At 57.4% G+C, this 15,305-nt stretch carries 16 protein-coding genes; 9 read left to right on the top strand and 7 right to left on the bottom strand.

From position 1 onward, the window contains the following. Positions 1–46 precede the first annotated feature (46 nt). Together ACUTQW_RS20660 and btsR are read left to right on the top strand one after the other, a co-directional pair. Positions 47–1,732 (top strand): sensor histidine kinase, encoded by a 1,686-nt coding sequence (locus ACUTQW_RS20660; RefSeq protein ID WP_006328506.1) that lies wholly within the window; start codon positions 47–49, stop codon positions 1,730–1,732. Then, a complete protein-coding gene (gene btsR / locus ACUTQW_RS20655; RefSeq protein ID WP_004951264.1) occupies positions 1,732–2,457 on the top strand; it encodes a two-component system response regulator BtsR in 726 nt (241 codons plus the stop codon). Before ACUTQW_RS20660 ends, btsR begins: the two co-directional genes overlap by 1 nt. Here the strand turns inward: btsR and ACUTQW_RS20650 are convergent, their stop codons facing one another. Both ACUTQW_RS20650 and ACUTQW_RS20645 read right to left on the bottom strand, forming a co-directional pair. Beyond that, a complete protein-coding gene (locus ACUTQW_RS20650) occupies positions 2,458–2,736 on the bottom strand; it encodes a type II toxin-antitoxin system RelE/ParE family toxin (RefSeq protein ID WP_037433752.1) in 279 nt (92 codons plus the stop codon). Between the two features lie 17 nt (positions 2,737–2,753). Then, positions 2,754–3,023 carry a hypothetical protein gene (locus ACUTQW_RS20645; protein WP_004951261.1) on the bottom strand — a complete coding sequence of 90 codons (270 nt, stop codon included), beginning with the start codon at positions 3,021–3,023 and terminating at the stop codon, positions 2,754–2,756. A gap of 229 nt (positions 3,024–3,252) precedes the next feature. On the opposite strand from ACUTQW_RS20645, the gene ACUTQW_RS20640 reads away from it, so the two are divergent. From ACUTQW_RS20640 to argD, 3 genes are all read left to right on the top strand, one after another. Next, positions 3,253–4,779 carry a helicase HerA-like domain-containing protein gene (locus ACUTQW_RS20640; protein WP_037433749.1) on the top strand — a complete coding sequence of 509 codons (1,527 nt, stop codon included), beginning with the start codon at positions 3,253–3,255 and terminating at the stop codon, positions 4,777–4,779. Positions 4,780–4,884: 105 nt separating this feature from the next. Next, on the top strand, positions 4,885–5,460 hold the full coding sequence (locus tag ACUTQW_RS20635; protein WP_006328493.1) for an aminodeoxychorismate synthase component II: 576 nt from the start codon (positions 4,885–4,887) through the stop codon (positions 5,458–5,460). Between the two features lie 131 nt (positions 5,461–5,591). Beyond that, positions 5,592–6,809 (top strand): bifunctional acetylornithine/succinyldiaminopimelate transaminase, encoded by a 1,218-nt coding sequence (argD, locus tag ACUTQW_RS20630; RefSeq protein WP_445654959.1) that lies wholly within the window; start codon positions 5,592–5,594, stop codon positions 6,807–6,809. Positions 6,810–6,847: 38 nt separating this feature from the next. Here the strand turns inward: argD and ACUTQW_RS20625 are convergent, their stop codons facing one another. Beyond that, positions 6,848–8,923: a YccS/YhfK family putative transporter gene (locus tag ACUTQW_RS20625; protein WP_064799286.1), complete on the bottom strand. Its 2,076-nt coding sequence runs from the start codon at positions 8,921–8,923 to the stop codon at positions 6,848–6,850. 54 nt (positions 8,924–8,977) lie between these two features. Next, on the bottom strand, positions 8,978–9,610 hold the full coding sequence (crp, locus tag ACUTQW_RS20620) for a cAMP-activated global transcriptional regulator CRP (protein WP_004090925.1): 633 nt from the start codon (positions 9,608–9,610) through the stop codon (positions 8,978–8,980). A gap of 379 nt (positions 9,611–9,989) precedes the next feature. Between crp and ACUTQW_RS20615 the strand changes: the two genes are divergently transcribed. Then, complete coding sequence (locus ACUTQW_RS20615; RefSeq protein WP_004951254.1) at positions 9,990–10,397, top strand: OsmC family protein; 408 nt, start codon at positions 9,990–9,992, stop codon at positions 10,395–10,397. Between the two features lie 45 nt (positions 10,398–10,442). Here the strand turns inward: ACUTQW_RS20615 and ACUTQW_RS20610 are convergent, their stop codons facing one another. The 3 genes from ACUTQW_RS20610 to ACUTQW_RS20600 form a co-directional block, all read right to left on the bottom strand. Beyond that, positions 10,443–11,312: a phosphoribulokinase gene (locus ACUTQW_RS20610; RefSeq protein WP_004951251.1), complete on the bottom strand. Its 870-nt coding sequence runs from the start codon at positions 11,310–11,312 to the stop codon at positions 10,443–10,445. Positions 11,313–11,464: 152 nt separating this feature from the next. After that, positions 11,465–11,698: a YheU family protein gene (locus ACUTQW_RS20605; protein WP_006328487.1), complete on the bottom strand. Its 234-nt coding sequence runs from the start codon at positions 11,696–11,698 to the stop codon at positions 11,465–11,467. Next, a complete protein-coding gene (locus tag ACUTQW_RS20600; protein ID WP_020439915.1) occupies positions 11,695–12,675 on the bottom strand; it encodes a hydrolase in 981 nt (326 codons plus the stop codon). The genes ACUTQW_RS20605 and ACUTQW_RS20600 overlap by 4 nt, the downstream gene beginning before the upstream one ends. A gap of 118 nt (positions 12,676–12,793) precedes the next feature. Here ACUTQW_RS20600 and ACUTQW_RS20595 point away from each other — a divergent pair, with 118 nt between their 5' ends. The 3 genes from ACUTQW_RS20595 to tauA all read left to right on the top strand — a co-directional run bounded on the left by ACUTQW_RS20595 (position 12,794) and on the right by tauA (position 15,300). Then, entirely contained in the window at positions 12,794–13,396 is a 603-nt protein-coding gene (locus ACUTQW_RS20595; protein WP_006328485.1) for a LysE family translocator, read from the top strand. A gap of 10 nt (positions 13,397–13,406) precedes the next feature. Further along, on the top strand, positions 13,407–14,189 hold the full coding sequence (locus tag ACUTQW_RS20590) for a PhzF family phenazine biosynthesis protein (RefSeq protein ID WP_006328484.1): 783 nt from the start codon (positions 13,407–13,409) through the stop codon (positions 14,187–14,189). Between the two features lie 115 nt (positions 14,190–14,304). Continuing rightward, positions 14,305–15,300, top strand: a complete 996-nt coding sequence (tauA, locus tag ACUTQW_RS20585) for a taurine ABC transporter substrate-binding protein (protein WP_004951241.1) — start codon at positions 14,305–14,307, stop codon at positions 15,298–15,300. Positions 15,301–15,305: the final 5 nt, after the last annotated feature.

The following is a 15,305-nucleotide window of genomic DNA, read 5'->3' as shown; positions in this document are numbered from 1 at the left end:
AAACCCGGCGTTGTGCCTTTGTTTTCTCTCGGAATGAGCGGCTGCCATGTTTGAATTTAACCAGGTTCTGCTGTTGTTGCAGCAGATGTGCGTTTATCTTGTCATTGCTTACTTATTGAGCAAAACTCCGCTGTTCATTCCTCTGACGCAGGTGACCATCCGGTTGCCGCATAAGCTGTTGTGCTACCTCATCTTCTCGGTGTTCTGCATCATGGGCACCTATTTCGGCTTGCACGTCGAAGGCTCGATAGCCAATACCCGCGCCATCGGCGCCGTGCTGGGGGGCCTGCTGGGCGGGCCTTCGGTCGGTTTTCTGGTGGGGCTGACCGGTGGCCTGCACCGTTACACGCTGGGCGGCATGACCGACATCGCTTGTGCGGTATCCACGGTGGCGGAAGGGCTGGTAGGCGGGCTGGTGCATAGCATCGCCATGCGCCGCAGGCGTATCGACTTGCTGTTTAATCCCTTGTTTGTCGCCGGCGTGGCGTTGGTCACCGAAGTGCTGCAGATGGCGATCATCCTGGCGATTGCGCGGCCCTTCGACGAGGCGCTGCGGCTGGTCGAACACATTGCCTTGCCGATGTTGATCGCCAACACCCTGGGGGCGGCGATGTTCATGCAAATCCTGCTGGACCGGCGGGCGATGTTCGAGAAATACACCAGCGCGTTTTCCGCCAAGGCGCTGAAGATCGCCGAACGTACCGAGGGCATCTTGCGGCAGGGGTTCGATCAGGAAAACAGCATGAAGGTGGCGCGGGTGATCTATCAGGAGTTGGGCATCGGCGCGGTGGCGATAACCGATCGCGAGAAGCTGCTGGCGTTTATCGGCATTGGCGATGATCACCATCTGGCGGGTACGCCGATCTCATCGGGGCATTCGCACCGCGCTATCGACAACAACGAAGTGGTGTACGCCGACGGTAACGAGCTTTCCTACTGCTGCTCGATCAACCCCAACTGCAAGCTGGGTTCGACGCTGGTGATCCCGCTGCGCGGCGAGAATCAGCGGGTGATCGGCACCATCAAGCTGTACGAACCGAAAAGCCGGTTGTTCAGCACCATCAATCGCACGCTGGGCGAGGGTATCGCCAGCCTGTTGTCCGCGCAGATTATGGCCGGGCAGTATGAGCGTCATAAACAGCTGCTGGCGCAGTCCGAAATCAAACTGCTGCATGCGCAGGTTAACCCGCACTTCCTGTTTAACGCCCTGAATACGCTGGTGGCGGTGATCCGCCGTGATGGCGACCGGGCTTGTGAGCTGGTGCAGTACCTTTCCACCTTTTTCCGCAAAAACCTGAAACGTTCGGACGACGAGGTCAGCCTGGCTGACGAGCTGGAACATGTGAACGCCTATCTGCAAATCGAGCAGGCGCGTTTTGCCGATCGGCTGGAGATCGCGGTTTCGCTGCCGGCAGAACTGTTGGCGGTGCGATTGCCGGCCTTTTCGCTGCAACCGATCGTCGAGAACGCCATCAAGCACGGTACTTCGCAACTGTTGGGCGTGGGGCGGATTGATATCGGCGCACGGCTTGAGGGCGAGTGCCTGCTGCTGCAAGTGACCGATAACGCCGGCTTGTTTCAGCCGCAGCCGAACAACAGCGGGCTGGGGATGAACCTGGTGGATAAGCGCATTCGCGTACGCTACGGCGAGGGCTATGGCGTGCAGGTGGCCTGCGAACCGCAAACATTTACCCGCATTACGCTCAACGTGCCGCTGGCGAGGGCTGCCTGATGTTAAACGTACTGATTGTCGATGACGAACCTTCCGCACGCGATAACCTGCGGCATTTACTGGAGGCGGAAGAGGGTATCTGCATCGTCGGCGAATGCGCCAACGCGATAGAAGCCATCAGCGGGATCCACCGCCTGCAGCCGGACGTGGTGTTCCTGGATATTCAGATGCCGCGCATCACCGGGCTGGAGATGGTGGGTATGCTCGATCCCAACCGCATGCCGCATATCGTGTTCCTGACCGCCTACGACGAGTACGCGGTACAGGCCTTTGAAGAACACGCGTTTGATTATCTGCTGAAACCGGCGGAGCCGAAGCGGTTGAGCAAAACGCTGCAGCGCCTGCAGCAGCACCGTGGGCAGCAGAATATCGGCGCATTGGATGAGAGCGCCGGCTATCTGAAATACATCCCCTGCACCGGCCACAGCCGCATTTACCTGTTGCGTTTTGACGAGGTGGTGGCTGTCCGTTCGCGGTTGAGCGGGGTGTTCGTGGTGCGTAATGACGGCATGGAGTGTTTCACCGAACTGACGTTGCGGACGCTGGAGCTTCGCACGCCGCTGGTACGTTGCCACCGCCAGTATTTGGTCAACCTGGAGCAGGTACGCGAAATTCGCTTCGAGGACAGCGGCGCGGCGGAGATGATCATGCCGGCAGGAGAACCGGTGCCGGTCAGTCGCCGCTACCTGAAAGCGCTGAAGGAAGAGCTGGGGCTGCGGGGATGATTAATTGGCGGGCCACTGACGGCGGGCATGAACTACGGCCAGCATAATGATTAACCCGTTGATTAATTCATAAACCAGAAAATAGGAATGATGAATAACCATTTCACGTGTACCGGGCACTCGACCTGGTTTTCCACTGGACGGGTTTTGTGAGAGTCGTGTCGCAGTTGCTGAAATCAAGCTATCAATTTCTATAGCTGTGGCCGGATTCTTTGTTTCCAGGTAGTCATAAATTGCCATACGATCGGCAATCGCGGGTTCCGTCCACTTGAGTGTCACGATATTTCCTTATCGCATTACCTTATCAGTTTTGACCTGCGCTCAGCGAAGTAGGCCTCAACGGCTTCATTATCAGTGATTTTTCCTTCATTAAGCGCTTTACGGCTCAAGTCCACTTTTTCCTGTAGCCACTGCTCATACTCTTTCTGATGAGTTTGCCGACTGACAAAATCACGCATGAAATCACGCAGCAACTGAGATGCTGTGCGATCGGCTGCTTTGGCAGCGCTGGCAAAGGCGATTTTTAATTCCTCATCCACTCGGATAACCACGGTAGATTCAGACATGATAATTACCTCGTATATACAACGTAAATTTTACTATATCACCGGTGGCTTATTGTTCAAGCAGGCAGAAACTGCTAGTACGAGGATCGGCGGAATCTGAAATTATTGGCTTTGCGGGCGTCTTGATGACGCCCTTTTTGTTTGTCCTTGACGGGGTTACGCCGCGCTTATAGCTTTATTGACATCAACAGGCGCTTTTCGCGCCGGGCCAGCGTCAAAGGAAAAGAAAATGAGTGAAGCACGGATTATCGCCAAAGCGATGAAAGACGGGAAACCGGTGCAGGATCTGGCGATCCTGCCCGCTTTGGCGAACCGCCATGGTCTGATTACCGGCGCGACCGGGACCGGTAAAACCGTGACGCTGCAAAGAATGGCCGAGCAGTTTTCGCGCATCGGCGTCCCGGTGTTCTTGTCGGACGTGAAGGGCGATCTGTCGGGGATTGGCGCGGAAGGCGTGCCCTCCGAAAAGCTGCAAGCGCGTCTGTCGGCGATCGGGGTTAGCGACTGGCAGCCGCAGGCCTGCACCCTCATTCCCTGGGACATCTACGGCGAGAAGGGTCACCCGATCCGCGCTACCGTTTCCGATCTGGGGCCGCTGCTGTTGGGGCGCTTGCTGGATCTGAACGATGTGCAAAGCGGCGTGCTGCAACTGGTATTCAAAATCGCCGACGACAATGCGCTGTTGTTGCTGGACATGAAAGACCTGCGTGCCATGGTGCAATACGTGGGCGACAACGCCAAACAATTCCAGACCCAGTACGGCAATATCTCTTCCGCCTCGGTCGGCGCTATCCAGCGCGGGCTGCTGACGCTGGAGGAGCAGGGCGCCAATCAGTTCTTCGGCGAGCCGATGCTGGACATCAACGACCTGATGAAAACCGACGCCAACGGCCACGGTATCATTAATCTGTTGGCGGCGGACAAGCTGATCAATCAGCCGAAACTCTATTCGGTGTTCCTGCTGTGGTTGCTGGCCGAATTGTTCGAACACCTGCCGGAAGTGGGCGATCCGGAACAGCCGAAGCTGGTGTTCTTCTTCGACGAAGCGCACCTGCTGTTCAATGACGCGCCGGCGGCGCTGCTGACCAAAATCGAGCAGGTGGTGCGCCTGATCCGCTCCAAAGGCGTCGGCATCTATTTTGTCACCCAAAATCCGTTGGATATCCCGGACAGCGTGCTTGGCCAGTTGGGCAACCGCGTGCAACATGCCCTGCGCGCCTTTACTCCTCGCGATCAGAAGGCGGTGAAAGCCGCAGCGCAAACCTTACGCGCCAACCCGGCTTTCGACGCGGAAACGGCGATCACCGAACTGGGCGTGGGCGAGGCGCTGGTGTCATTCCTCGACGAGAAAGGGCGGCCTAACGTGGTGGAGCGTGCGATGGTGATCGCGCCGGAGTCCAAAATGGGCATGCTGGGGGCTGAAGGGCTAAACAGCGCAATTAATAAGTCACCGCTGTATGGCCGCTACGAGGATATGGTCGATCGTGAATCGGCTTATGAGAAGCTGTCGTCGGAAGGGTTCGCCACCGTCGGCAGCCCGCAGCCGGGCCAGCCGGCGCAACAACCGCAGGCGCAGCAGCAGGCGGGCGGTGGCCTGATGGGCGGCTTGAACGAAATTCTGTTCGGATCCACCGGCCCACGCGGCGGCAAGCGCGACGGTATCGTCCAGACCGCCGCCAAGAGCATGGCGCGCGATCTCGGCCGTCAGATCCTGCGCGGCGTGCTGGGCTCGATCATGGGCGGCCGGAAAAAGTAAGCGGAAATTATCGATAGCGGCAGTATTGCAGGGGCGTTGTATACTGCGCCCGTGTAAATCGGGGCGAGATATTTGCCCCCTACGATGATGTCCGTTGGAAACACTATGCTGCTGTTGATCGATAACTACGACTCTTTTACCTATAACCTTTACCAGTACTTCTGCGAATTAGGCGCCGAGGTGCTGGTAAAGCGCAACGACGAGCTGCAACTGGCCGATATCGAACGGCTGGCGCCGCAGCATTTGGTGATCTCCCCTGGCCCCTGTACCCCGAACGAAGCCGGCATCTCGCTGGCCGCGATCCGTCATTTTGCCGGTAAATTGCCGATCCTCGGCGTTTGCCTGGGGCATCAGGCGCTGGGCCAGGCGTTTGGTGCAAAGGTGGTGCGCGCCCGTGAGGTGATGCACGGTAAAACCTCAGCGATCCGTCATCTCGACAGCGGCGTATTTCGCGGGCTGAACAACCCGTTGACCGTTACCCGCTACCACTCGTTGGTGCTGGAAGCCGCCACGCTGCCGGCCTGCTTTGAAGTCACCGCCTGGAGCGAGCGCGACGGCGTTCGTGATGAAATCATGGGTATCCGCCACCGTCAGCTGGCGCTGGAAGGGGTGCAGTTCCATCCGGAGAGCATCCTCAGCGAGCAGGGTCACCAACTGCTGGATAATTTCCTTAAAAGTTAATCAGTTAGTTTTTTTTTGCCGACGAAGACGATTTGCGTTTGCCCTTTATTGGTTTTTTATGCATATTTTGTGATTATATTTTCACTTGATGGCAGTGAAAATACCGAATCACTTTTAGGGCGGACCCCATAATGACCGAAAAATACCCAGTAAGCCGCAGCACTTTTGATCAGGTTATCTTGCCTGTTTATGCACCTGCCCAGTTTGTCCCGGTGAAGGGCAAAGGCAGCCGCGTATGGGACCAGCAGGGGAAAGAGTACATCGATTTCTCCGGCGGCATTGCGGTCACGGCGTTAGGGCACTGCCATCCAGTCTTGGTTGAAGCGCTGAAGCAGCAGGGTGAAACCTTGTGGCATACCAGCAACGTCTTCACCAACGAACCGGCGCTGCGGTTGGCCGGCAAACTGATTGATGCCACCTTCGCCGATCGGGTATTTTTCGCCAACTCAGGCGCGGAAGCCAATGAAGCGGCCTTCAAGCTGGCGCGTCACTACGCCATTAGCCGCCACAGTCCGTATAAAACCAAAATCATCGCGTTTTATAACGCCTTTCACGGCCGTACGCTGTTCACCGTTTCGGTGGGCGGGCAGGCCAAATATTCCGATGGTTTTGGCCCAAAACCGGCGGATATCGTGCACGTGCCGTTCAACGATCTGGCAGCGGTAAAAGCGGTGATGGACGATCACACCTGTGCGGTGGTGATGGAGCCGATCCAGGGCGAAGGCGGGATCACCCCGGTGGACGCCGAATTCCTCAAAGGCGTGCGTGAATTGTGCGATAAGCACCAGGCGCTGCTGGTGTTCGACGAAGTGCAAAGCGGTATGGGCCGCAGCGGCAAGCTGTTCGCCTATATGCATTATGGCGTGACGCCGGATATTCTCACCACCGCCAAAGCGCTGGGCGGCGGTTTCCCGGTCAGCGCCATGTTGACCACCGAAGAAATTGCCTCGGTGATGCAGGTGGGCACGCATGGCACCACTTACGGCGGTAATCCGCTGGCCTGTGCGGTGGCGGAAGCGGCGCTGGACGTGATCAATACCTCGGAAGTGCTGAATGGCATCGAACAACGTCATCATCTGTACGTGCAGGCTTTGCGGAATATCGGCGAGAAATACGGTATTTTCAGCGACATTCGCGGTATGGGCCTGCTGATTGGCGCAGAACTGACTCCACAGTATCAGGGTAAGGCGCGTGATTTCCTCACCGCCGCCGCCGCGCGTGGGCTGATGATCCTCAACGCCGGCCCTAATGTGATCCGCTTTGCGCCTTCTCTGGTTGTGGAGCTGAAAGACATCGACGATGGCATGGCGCTGTTTGAGCTGGCGGTGCAGGACGTGATTAACGCTTAATCTTATCTCGGGATGACAAGGGGCGCCGCAGGACGCCCTTATTGATCGCGCAGTTTACGTTTCAGCCAGATGCCGTGATGCGGGCGCTGGCGCCAGGCCAGCGACGAAATGGTGTGCATGACGCTCAGGTGGGACAGAATGCGGCGCAGGTGGCGCTCCATTTCGGTAACCGGCATTTCCGGGTGCAAATCCGGTGGCTGCATGATGCTGTTGCCGCTGCTTGGCCCGTCATACTCCAGCCGCTGCTGGCAGCTTTGCAGCGCTATCTCGCAGGTTTGCAGATACTCCTGCGCCAGCTTGGGCGTCAGCATATAGTGCTCGCGCGCCAGAATGGTCATCGCGTTCAGGTGTTCGACAATAAACTGACTGTGCGTTACCCACAGGCGCATATCCGCCAGATAGCTGGATTCAAACCCCGGCTCCTGCATTGCCTGATTCAATGAGGTGAACAGCGCGTTGTGCGCTTGGTTCACCTGCATGCGCGCATAGGCCAACGCGCTGGGATCGGGTTCCTGCTCTTCCAGCAGCAGGCGCAGTGCCTGTTGATCTTTCTCCAGCGCCTGATGGGCGTTCTTGCGCAGCAGGCCGCTTTGCCACTGTGGCCACAGCCAGATGGTGCCACCGAACACCAATACGCAGCCGATCAGGGTGTCTATAAGGCGAGGGATCAGGAAATGTGTGCCGTTCAGCGCCAGCAGTTGCAGGGTATAGACCGCCGTCACCGTAAAGCCAATCACCGCCAGCCCGTAGTTTTTACGCGAAACCAGATAGGCCGCCAGCGTAATGACCAGCATCACGCTCAGGGTCGCGCCCTCGGGCATTTGCAACTGCAGCAACCCGGCGGCGATCACCAGCCCGGCCAACGTGCCGAGCGCACGGTGCTGGATGCGAACCCGGGTGGCGTTGTAGCCGTTCTGGCTCACCAGCATGACGGTCAGCAGGATCCAATAAGGTTTTGGCAGATTGAAAATCATCCCCAGGCTGCTGCCTGCCGCCAACATCACTCCTAACCGTGCCGCATTGCGCAGGGCGTTGGATTTGAACGACAGGTAGCTGAACAGCGCCGGCCAGAACGGCAGGCGGTTTTGATTGGCCATCAGGTCGCGACGGTATAACGGATGCTGGGTGCGCAGCAGGCGAGCGATACGGCTGAAGTGGTAGTAACAGAATTGGCCCACCGGATTGTCGGGGTGCTGTGCGGCCACTTTTTCCAGTGCCGCCAGCTCGTTGACCATGCTGAAGCGCTGAGAGTATTGATGATAGAGAATATCGTGCGCCACCGTGCGCAGCCGGCCGGCAATCACCTGCGCATTGCGGCGGATAATCGCTTCGGCCTGGCTCTGCTCCACCAGTTTTTGCACTTCTTCCGGCAGGTGCAGGCTGACGGTAATGTGTTCTTGTAAATCCAGCGCGACCTGAAAGGTTCGCTGCAGGCGTTTTTGCTCGAGATTATTGGCGTGCGGCAAAAAGTTGAGCTGCTGATACAGCAGGCTGATCAGGTCCATCACTTTTTGCTGGCGCACCAGCAGTGGCGGTAACGCGGTTTGCGGATCGGTATGTTGGGTTAACAGGGAATACTTGGCTTCGAAGTAGTCCGCCAGTTCCAGATAAAGCTGGCTCAACGATTCGCGCATCGGCTGTTCTTTCCACAGCTTGAACCAGAACCAGGTGAACAGGCCGTACCAGGCGGTACCCACCACATACAGTAAGGGGGCGTACCACAGCGGCACCGTGCCGGCCATGCTGAGTGAAAAGATGGCGGCGATCAACGCGGCGGGGAGCAGGCGGGCATGTAACGGGCTGATCTCGCCGCTGACGCCGAGCAGCAGAGCCAGGCCGAGCATCAACGCCGGCAGCGGCAATTGCCACAACAACGCCTGCTGCAGCAACAGGCTGCTGAGTGCAAACAGTGAGCCGCCGACGATCAGGCGTTTGAAAAAACGTTTGTGGGGCGTGTCCAGCCCGGCGATGTTACAGCAGGCGGGAACCAGGGAAAACAGCAGGCCGAGTTGCAGGTGGCCGATCAGCAGGCCAAAGAGCACCGGCAGACACAGCACCAGCGTTTGCCGCAGTGCGTAATTGACTTCCGGGTGGTAAATCAGTCGACGCCACATGATCGGTCGGGGCATAAAAAAACGGCGCGAATCATCGCGCCGTTTTTTCAGTGATTAACGTGTGCCGTAAACGACAATGGTTTTGCCGTGGGCGGAGATCAGGTTTTGATCCTCCAGCATTTTCAGAATGCGGCCGACGGTTTCACGTGAACAACCGACGATCTGACCAATTTCCTGGCGGGTGATTTTGATCTGCATGCCGTCTGGGTGGGTCATGGCATCGGGCTGTTTCGCCAGGTTCAGCAGCGTTTGCGCGATGCGACCGGTAACGTCCAGGAAGGCGAGGTTACCCACTTTTTCTGAGGTCACTTGCAGGCGGCTTGCCATCTGCGCTGACAGGCGCATCAGGATATCCGGGTTGACCTGAATCAGTTGGCGGAATTTCTTGTAAGAAATCTCAGCCACTTCACAGGCGGTTTTCGCCCTGACCCAGGCGCTACGCTCCTGGCCTTCTTCAAACAATCCAAGCTCGCCGATGAAATCCCCCTGGTTAAGGTAGGACAGGATCATCTCTTTACCCTCTTCATCTTTAATCAGCACCGCGACGGAGCCTTTTACGATGTAGTAAAGCGTTTCGGCTTTTTCACCTTGGTGAATCAGCGTACTTTTGGATGGATATTTGTGGATATGGCAATGAGACAGGAACCATTCGAGTGTAGGGTCTGTTTGCGGTTTGCCGAGAACCATTCGCTGTTATCCTCTGTTGTTATCGCTGCCTTGTGTCACAGGGGTCAGAGTTCCCTGTAAAACGTGCTGTCGCCGTTGTTTTAAGGGTGGCTGGCAGCAGGTTTTGAGGCGTGTCATAAATATACGCTGTCGCTCTAGCATATTAACTTGCCGGGAGAGCTGCAAGCTACATTCTATTAACATACCGGTAAAGGAGCCTTTCTCTGGGAGTTTCCCTGAAATCAGTGTCCCGGAAAGATTTATTGCGGCTCTGTTTGTAGCACAGAGTGAGGCGGGTGTCTCGTGTTGTCTTGCTCGCACATGACCAGCATCAGGTTCCGTTGCCAGTTTCTATGCGAAAGCGTACTCTGATTTTAAGAAATTAATCGGAGTGACCAATATGCAGGCAAGAGTTAAGTGGGTGGAAGGGTTGACGTTTCTGGGGGAATCCGCGTCTGGCCATCAGGTGTTGATGGACGGCAACGCCGGCGATAAAGCCCCCAGCCCGATGGAAATGGTGCTGATGTCGGTGGGGGGATGCAGCGCTATCGACGTGGTGTCGATCCTGAAAAAAGGGCGTAATGACGTGCGTGATTGCGAGGTGAAATTGACCTCCGAACGGCGTGAAGAAGTGCCGCGCGTCTTTACCCATATCAACCTGCATTTTATCGTGACCGGCAAAGATCTGACCGACAATATCGTTGAACGTGCGGTGAACCTCTCCGCCGAGAAATACTGCTCGGTGTCGTTGATGCTGAACAAGGCTGCCAGCGTGACTCACAGCTTTGAAATCCGCGACGTAGCGTAACGCGTAAGAATAAAGGGGCGCGGCCAACTGCCGCGCTCCGACCCATTACCCGATTTTTTTGCCTTCCAGCAGTTGCTGCACCAGCGGCGCCATGATCAGCTCCATCGCCAGCCCCATTTTGCCGCCCGGCACCACCAGCGTATTGATGTGCGAGATAAAAGAGCCTTGCAGCATCGCCAGCAGGTAAGGGAAATCGATCTGATCCAGCCCGCGGAAGTGAATCACCACGAAGCTTTCATCCAGTGAAGGGATGGCTTTGGCGGCGAACGGGTTGGAGGTATCCACCGTCGGCACGCGCTGGAAGTTGATGTGGGTGCGCGAGAACTGCGGCGTGATGTAGTTGATATAATCCTCCATCGAACGCACCACCGAATCCATCACCGCTTCACGTGAATGCCCGCGCTCGCCGGTATCGCGGATCAGTTTTTGGATCCACTCCAGGTTAACGATCGGTACCACGCCGACCAGCAGATCGACATGTTTGGCCACGTCGGTATGTTCGGTAACCACGCCGCCATGCAACCCTTCATAGAACAGCACGTCGGTCGGCGCCGGCAGCGCTTCCCAAGGCGTAAAGGTGCCGGGGACCTGGTTATAGGGCACCGCTTCGTCGTAGGTATGAAGGTACTTGCGTGACCGTCCGGTGCCGTTCTTGCCGTACTCGATAAAGCTCTGTTGCAGCAGACCGAAGTCGTTGGCCTCAGGCCCGAAATAGCTGATATGACGACCCAGATCGCGCGCTTTGCGGATCGCCGCGTCCATTTCCGGCCGGGTATAGCGGTGGAAGCTGTCGCCTTCCAGCTCCGCCGCACGGATGTTCAACTGCTGGAATATCTTGCGGAACGCCACGCTGGTGGTGGTGGTGCCGGCGCCGCTGGAGCCGGTCACTGCGATAACGGGATGTTTGGCGGACATGGTGGTTGTCACTCCGTGTTAAATGCGCCGGCGTCAGAGTAGGGTTATTGGTCTGTTTGACGCCCTTTTCGCCAAGGGCAAAATTCCGCGCGCGGGTTTGCAATGGTTCATTGTTACCTGATTTTTTCCGTCAGTCATAGAACCGGCAGCCACTAATTTTCTTCCTGCCCGGCACGGAACTGCCCGCGCGGCATGATGTTGACGGTTTCATGCAGTTCTGACCATACCAGCAGGACCTCGCCGTTTTTCAACTGGCGGCGAACGTCTTCCACTTTCTGCTCCAGCGAACGTTCGTGTTCGCCGTAGTCGGTGCCTTCGCGCAGCACAAAGGATTCGATCAGGCTGTTCAGGGTCTCGGTTTCCAGTTCTTTCCAGGGGATAATCACGGTACGGGTTCCAGATAAGGGGAAAGCCAGGATGGAATGCGGTATTCCAGCCACATGTGGGGTTTGTTCAAACTGCCGCCGACAAAGCCGACGTGGCCGCCAAACTCGGTCAGCTGGTATTCAATGTTGCGCGGCAGGCCGGCGATGTCGGGGATCACTTCGTCGGTCATGAAGGGATCGTCTTTGGCATGGATGATCAGCAGCGGCGTCTGAATTGCCGGTAACAGCGGCAGCGCGCTGCAACGGCGGTAGTAATCGGTGGCGTCGCTAAAGCCGTGGACGCGTGAGGTTATGACATCGTCAAAGTCGCGGATACGGCGCAGCGCCAGGAGTTGCGGCAGCTTGAGCGGCAGGGTGTCGGGGTAGTGCAGCAGCTTGCGGGTGGCGTTTTGTTTCAACTGCCCGAGCAGATAGTGCTGATAAACGCGCGAAAACCCTTGATCCATTCGCAACGAACAAGGCTCCAGCATCAAGGGTGCAGACACGATCACCGCCGCCTGCAACAGGCTGTCTGCCCCTTGCTGCGCCAGGTAGCAGGCCAGCATGTTGCCGCCGAGCGAGACGCCAACCGCCGCCGTCGGCACTTCGCCGTGAGTGGCGCGCAGCCACCGCAGAAAAAAGCGTGCATCCTCCGTTTCGCCGGAGTGATAGATGCGCTGTTTGCGGTTCGGTACGCCGCTGCAACCGCGAAAATGCATAACCACCCCCAGCCAGCCTTTTTCACGCCAGGCGTTGAGCAGGCCATGGGCATAAGGGCTGTAGAAGTTGCCTTCCAGCCCATGGAACAGCACCACGCGTGGCTTGCCGGCGGCCTGCGCCGGATCTTCGCTCCAGGCGAGATCGACAAAATCGCCGTCGGGCAATTCCAGCCGCTGCCAGTGCGGTTTCAACCGCACGCGGCGGCGCACCAGCCGTGGCAGCAGCGTTTGCAAATGTGGGTTACTGGCGCCGGTCAAAGGGCGAAAGGATTCATGCATAACCTGAGTAAAAATCTTATTGGCGGCTATTGTCTGATCAATAGCGCACTGTTAGCTTCAATACCATGAGTTAACAATAATACTGCAAAAAACGCCCCGGGTGAGGAGCACCCGCTTCATGGAACCGAGTTTATTTCTTTCGCTGTTAGGCTTCCTGTGGGTTGCTGCGATCACGCCTGGTCCCAACAATATGTTACTGACCACCTCCGGCGCCAATTTTGGCTTTATGCGCTCACTGCTGCTGATGATGGGCATTATGCTCGGCATGCAAAGCATTTTGCTGCTGGTGGCATTCGGCGTCGGCAGCCTGATTTTGGTTTACCCTGCGCTGCACCTGATCCTGAAAGTCCTCGGTAGCCTGTACCTGTTATGGTTGGCGTGGAAAGTCGCTACCGCCGCCTATGAAAAGCTGGAAACCGACGTGGCGCCGCCGCAGCCTATACGGTTGTATCAGGGCTGGCTGTTGCAGTTCCTCAACCCCAAGGCCTGGCTGATGGCATTGGGTGCGGTGGCGAGCTTCAGTCTGGCGGGCGATAAATATAACGCTTCTATTATGGCTATTTCGCTGGGTATTTTCGTGGTGAATGTCGTAGCCGGGGTGATTTGGCTGGGGTTTGGTACGGTGATTGGCCGCTTGCTGCGTAGCAAAAAGGCCTGGATCCTCTTTAACCTTTCCATGGGGCTGTTAACCGCGGCCTGTGTGTTACTTATCTGGCATTAAGGAATTGCGGATGACGGAAAATTATTTCCACGTAGTGGCGTTTACCGGCGAAGGCTTACGCGGCAATCCGGCGGGCGTATGCCTGCTGAAGCAACCCTTGTCGACTGCCGAGATGCAGGTCATTGCCAATGAGTTGTGCCTGCCGGAAACCAGCTTTGTCTGGGACGATGGCGATATGGCGGCTATTCGCTGGTTCACCCCGCAGCGTGAGGTGGATCTCTGCGGCCACGGCACGCTGGCGGCGGCGCATGTGATGTTCAGCGCGGTGAATCCGGCGCTGCAGGATATCCGGTTTCGCTCGGCCGGCGGTGAGCTGTACGTTAAGCGTGATGCCAGCGACGGCGAGCGGTTGATCCTGGATTTCCCTTCACGATTACCGCAAAAGGTGGCAGAGCCGGCTGGGCTGGCAGCGCTGCTCGGCGTGAAACCGCAGGACGTGTGGCAGGCTACCGCGTTGTTGGTGCTGCTGGAAAATGAAGCCCAGGTGCGGGCGTTGCAGCCGGACATCCCGGCGTTAATCGCGCTGGCCGGCCGCGCGGTCATCGTCAGTGCCCCGGGTGAAAAGGTAGATTTTGTCTCGCGTTATTTTACCCTCGACGGCGGCGAAGACCCGGTGACCGGCTCCGCGCACTGCACGCTGGCCCCTTATTGGGCTGCACGCCTGGGGCGCCATAAGCTGCATGCCCGGCAGATTTCCGCCCGCGGCGGTGAGCTGTTTTGCGAATGGAAAGGCGATCGCACTTTGATTGGCGGCTATGCACGGTCGTTTTTACGGGGTGAGTTATCGTTTTGAATGTCATGGCATATTCCTCAAGGTAATAACGAGGTTTTTTTTATTCTTTTATCGCTTGTCGCCGCTCGGATAAAACTGTCAGCAACTGAACAGACTTTTATCAACGGAGCGGATCATGGCGAGCAAACTCTTTTCATTACGCGGCGTAACGCTGCTGGTGTTATCGCTCGGCGCGGCCAGTGCGCAGGCGGTCGACGTTACCGTGGCGTATCAAACCTCGGCGGAACCGGCCAAAGTGGCGCAGGCGGAAAACAGCTTTGCCAAACAGTCCGGTGCCACCGTTGACTGGCGCAAATTCGACAGCGGCTCCAGCGTGTTGCGCGCATTGGCTTCCGGCGACGTGCAGATCGGCAATATCGGCTCCAGCCCTCTGGCGGTAGCCGCCAGCCAGAAACTCCCTATCGAAGTGTTCCTGATCGCCTCGCAGCTCGGCAGTTCCGAAGCGCTGGTGGTGAAAAAGGACATTAAGGGCCCGCAGGATCTGATCGGTAAACGCATTGCGGTGCCCTTTATCTCCACCACCCACTACAGCCTGCTGGCTTCTCTCAAGCATTGGGGCATCAAGCCTGAACAGGTCAAGATCCTAAATCTGCAGCCGCCGGCCATCGCCGCCGCCTGGCAGCGCGGTGATATCGACGGTGCCTACGTCTGGGCGCCGGTGGTCAACGAGCTGGCCAAACAGGGCAAGGTACTGACCGATTCCGCACAGGTTGGGGAGTGGGGGGCGCCGACGCTCGACGTCTGGGTGGTGCGCAAGGACTTCGCCGAAAAACACCCGGAGGTGGTGACCGCCTTTGCCGCCAGCGCGTTGAATGCCCAGAAAGCCTATCTGGCACAGCCGGAGCAGTGGCTGAAGGACAAAAGCAATCTCGGTACGCTGTCCCGTCTGAGTGGCGTGCCCGAGGATCAGGTGCCGGTGCTGGTGAAGGGCAACACCTATCTGCCGGTGGCTGAGCAGATTACCCAACTTGGTCAGCCGGTGGACAAGGCGATTCGCGATACTGCCGAGTTCCTCAAACAGCAGGGCAAAATCCCGCAGGTCGACAGCGATTACAGCGCCTATGTGACCGACCGCTTTGTGAAACAGGTGCAGGCTGCGCCGCAGTCGTAGAGGAG

The organism is Serratia sp. TSA_7, assembly GCF_052692135.1.
The sequence above is the reverse complement of the archived record's forward strand: the minus strand, read 5'-3'. Positions and strand labels throughout refer to the sequence as shown.

Excerpts from the sequence above, each read along its gene's own strand:
- ACUTQW_RS20660 (WP_006328506.1), top strand. The coding sequence starts at position 47 with ATGTTTGAATTTAACCAGGTTCTGCTGTTGTTGCAGCAGATGTGCGTT.
- btsR (WP_004951264.1), top strand. The coding sequence starts at position 1,732 with ATGTTAAACGTACTGATTGTCGATGACGAACCTTCCGCACGCGATAAC.
- ACUTQW_RS20645 (WP_004951261.1), bottom strand. The coding sequence starts at position 3,023 with ATGTCTGAATCTACCGTGGTTATCCGAGTGGATGAGGAATTAAAAATC.
- ACUTQW_RS20640 (WP_037433749.1), top strand. The coding sequence starts at position 3,253 with ATGAGTGAAGCACGGATTATCGCCAAAGCGATGAAAGACGGGAAACCG.
- ACUTQW_RS20635 (WP_006328493.1), top strand. The coding sequence starts at position 4,885 with ATGCTGCTGTTGATCGATAACTACGACTCTTTTACCTATAACCTTTAC.
- argD (WP_445654959.1), top strand. The coding sequence starts at position 5,592 with ATGACCGAAAAATACCCAGTAAGCCGCAGCACTTTTGATCAGGTTATC.
- ACUTQW_RS20625 (WP_064799286.1), bottom strand. The coding sequence starts at position 8,923 with ATGTGGCGTCGACTGATTTACCACCCGGAAGTCAATTACGCACTGCGG.
- crp (WP_004090925.1), bottom strand. The coding sequence starts at position 9,610 with ATGGTTCTCGGCAAACCGCAAACAGACCCTACACTCGAATGGTTCCTG.
- ACUTQW_RS20615 (WP_004951254.1), top strand. The coding sequence starts at position 9,990 with ATGCAGGCAAGAGTTAAGTGGGTGGAAGGGTTGACGTTTCTGGGGGAA.
- ACUTQW_RS20610 (WP_004951251.1), bottom strand. The coding sequence starts at position 11,312 with ATGTCCGCCAAACATCCCGTTATCGCAGTGACCGGCTCCAGCGGCGCC.
- ACUTQW_RS20600 (WP_020439915.1), bottom strand. The coding sequence starts at position 12,675 with ATGCATGAATCCTTTCGCCCTTTGACCGGCGCCAGTAACCCACATTTG.
- ACUTQW_RS20595 (WP_006328485.1), top strand. The coding sequence starts at position 12,794 with ATGGAACCGAGTTTATTTCTTTCGCTGTTAGGCTTCCTGTGGGTTGCT.
- ACUTQW_RS20590 (WP_006328484.1), top strand. The coding sequence starts at position 13,407 with ATGACGGAAAATTATTTCCACGTAGTGGCGTTTACCGGCGAAGGCTTA.
- tauA (WP_004951241.1), top strand. The coding sequence starts at position 14,305 with ATGGCGAGCAAACTCTTTTCATTACGCGGCGTAACGCTGCTGGTGTTA.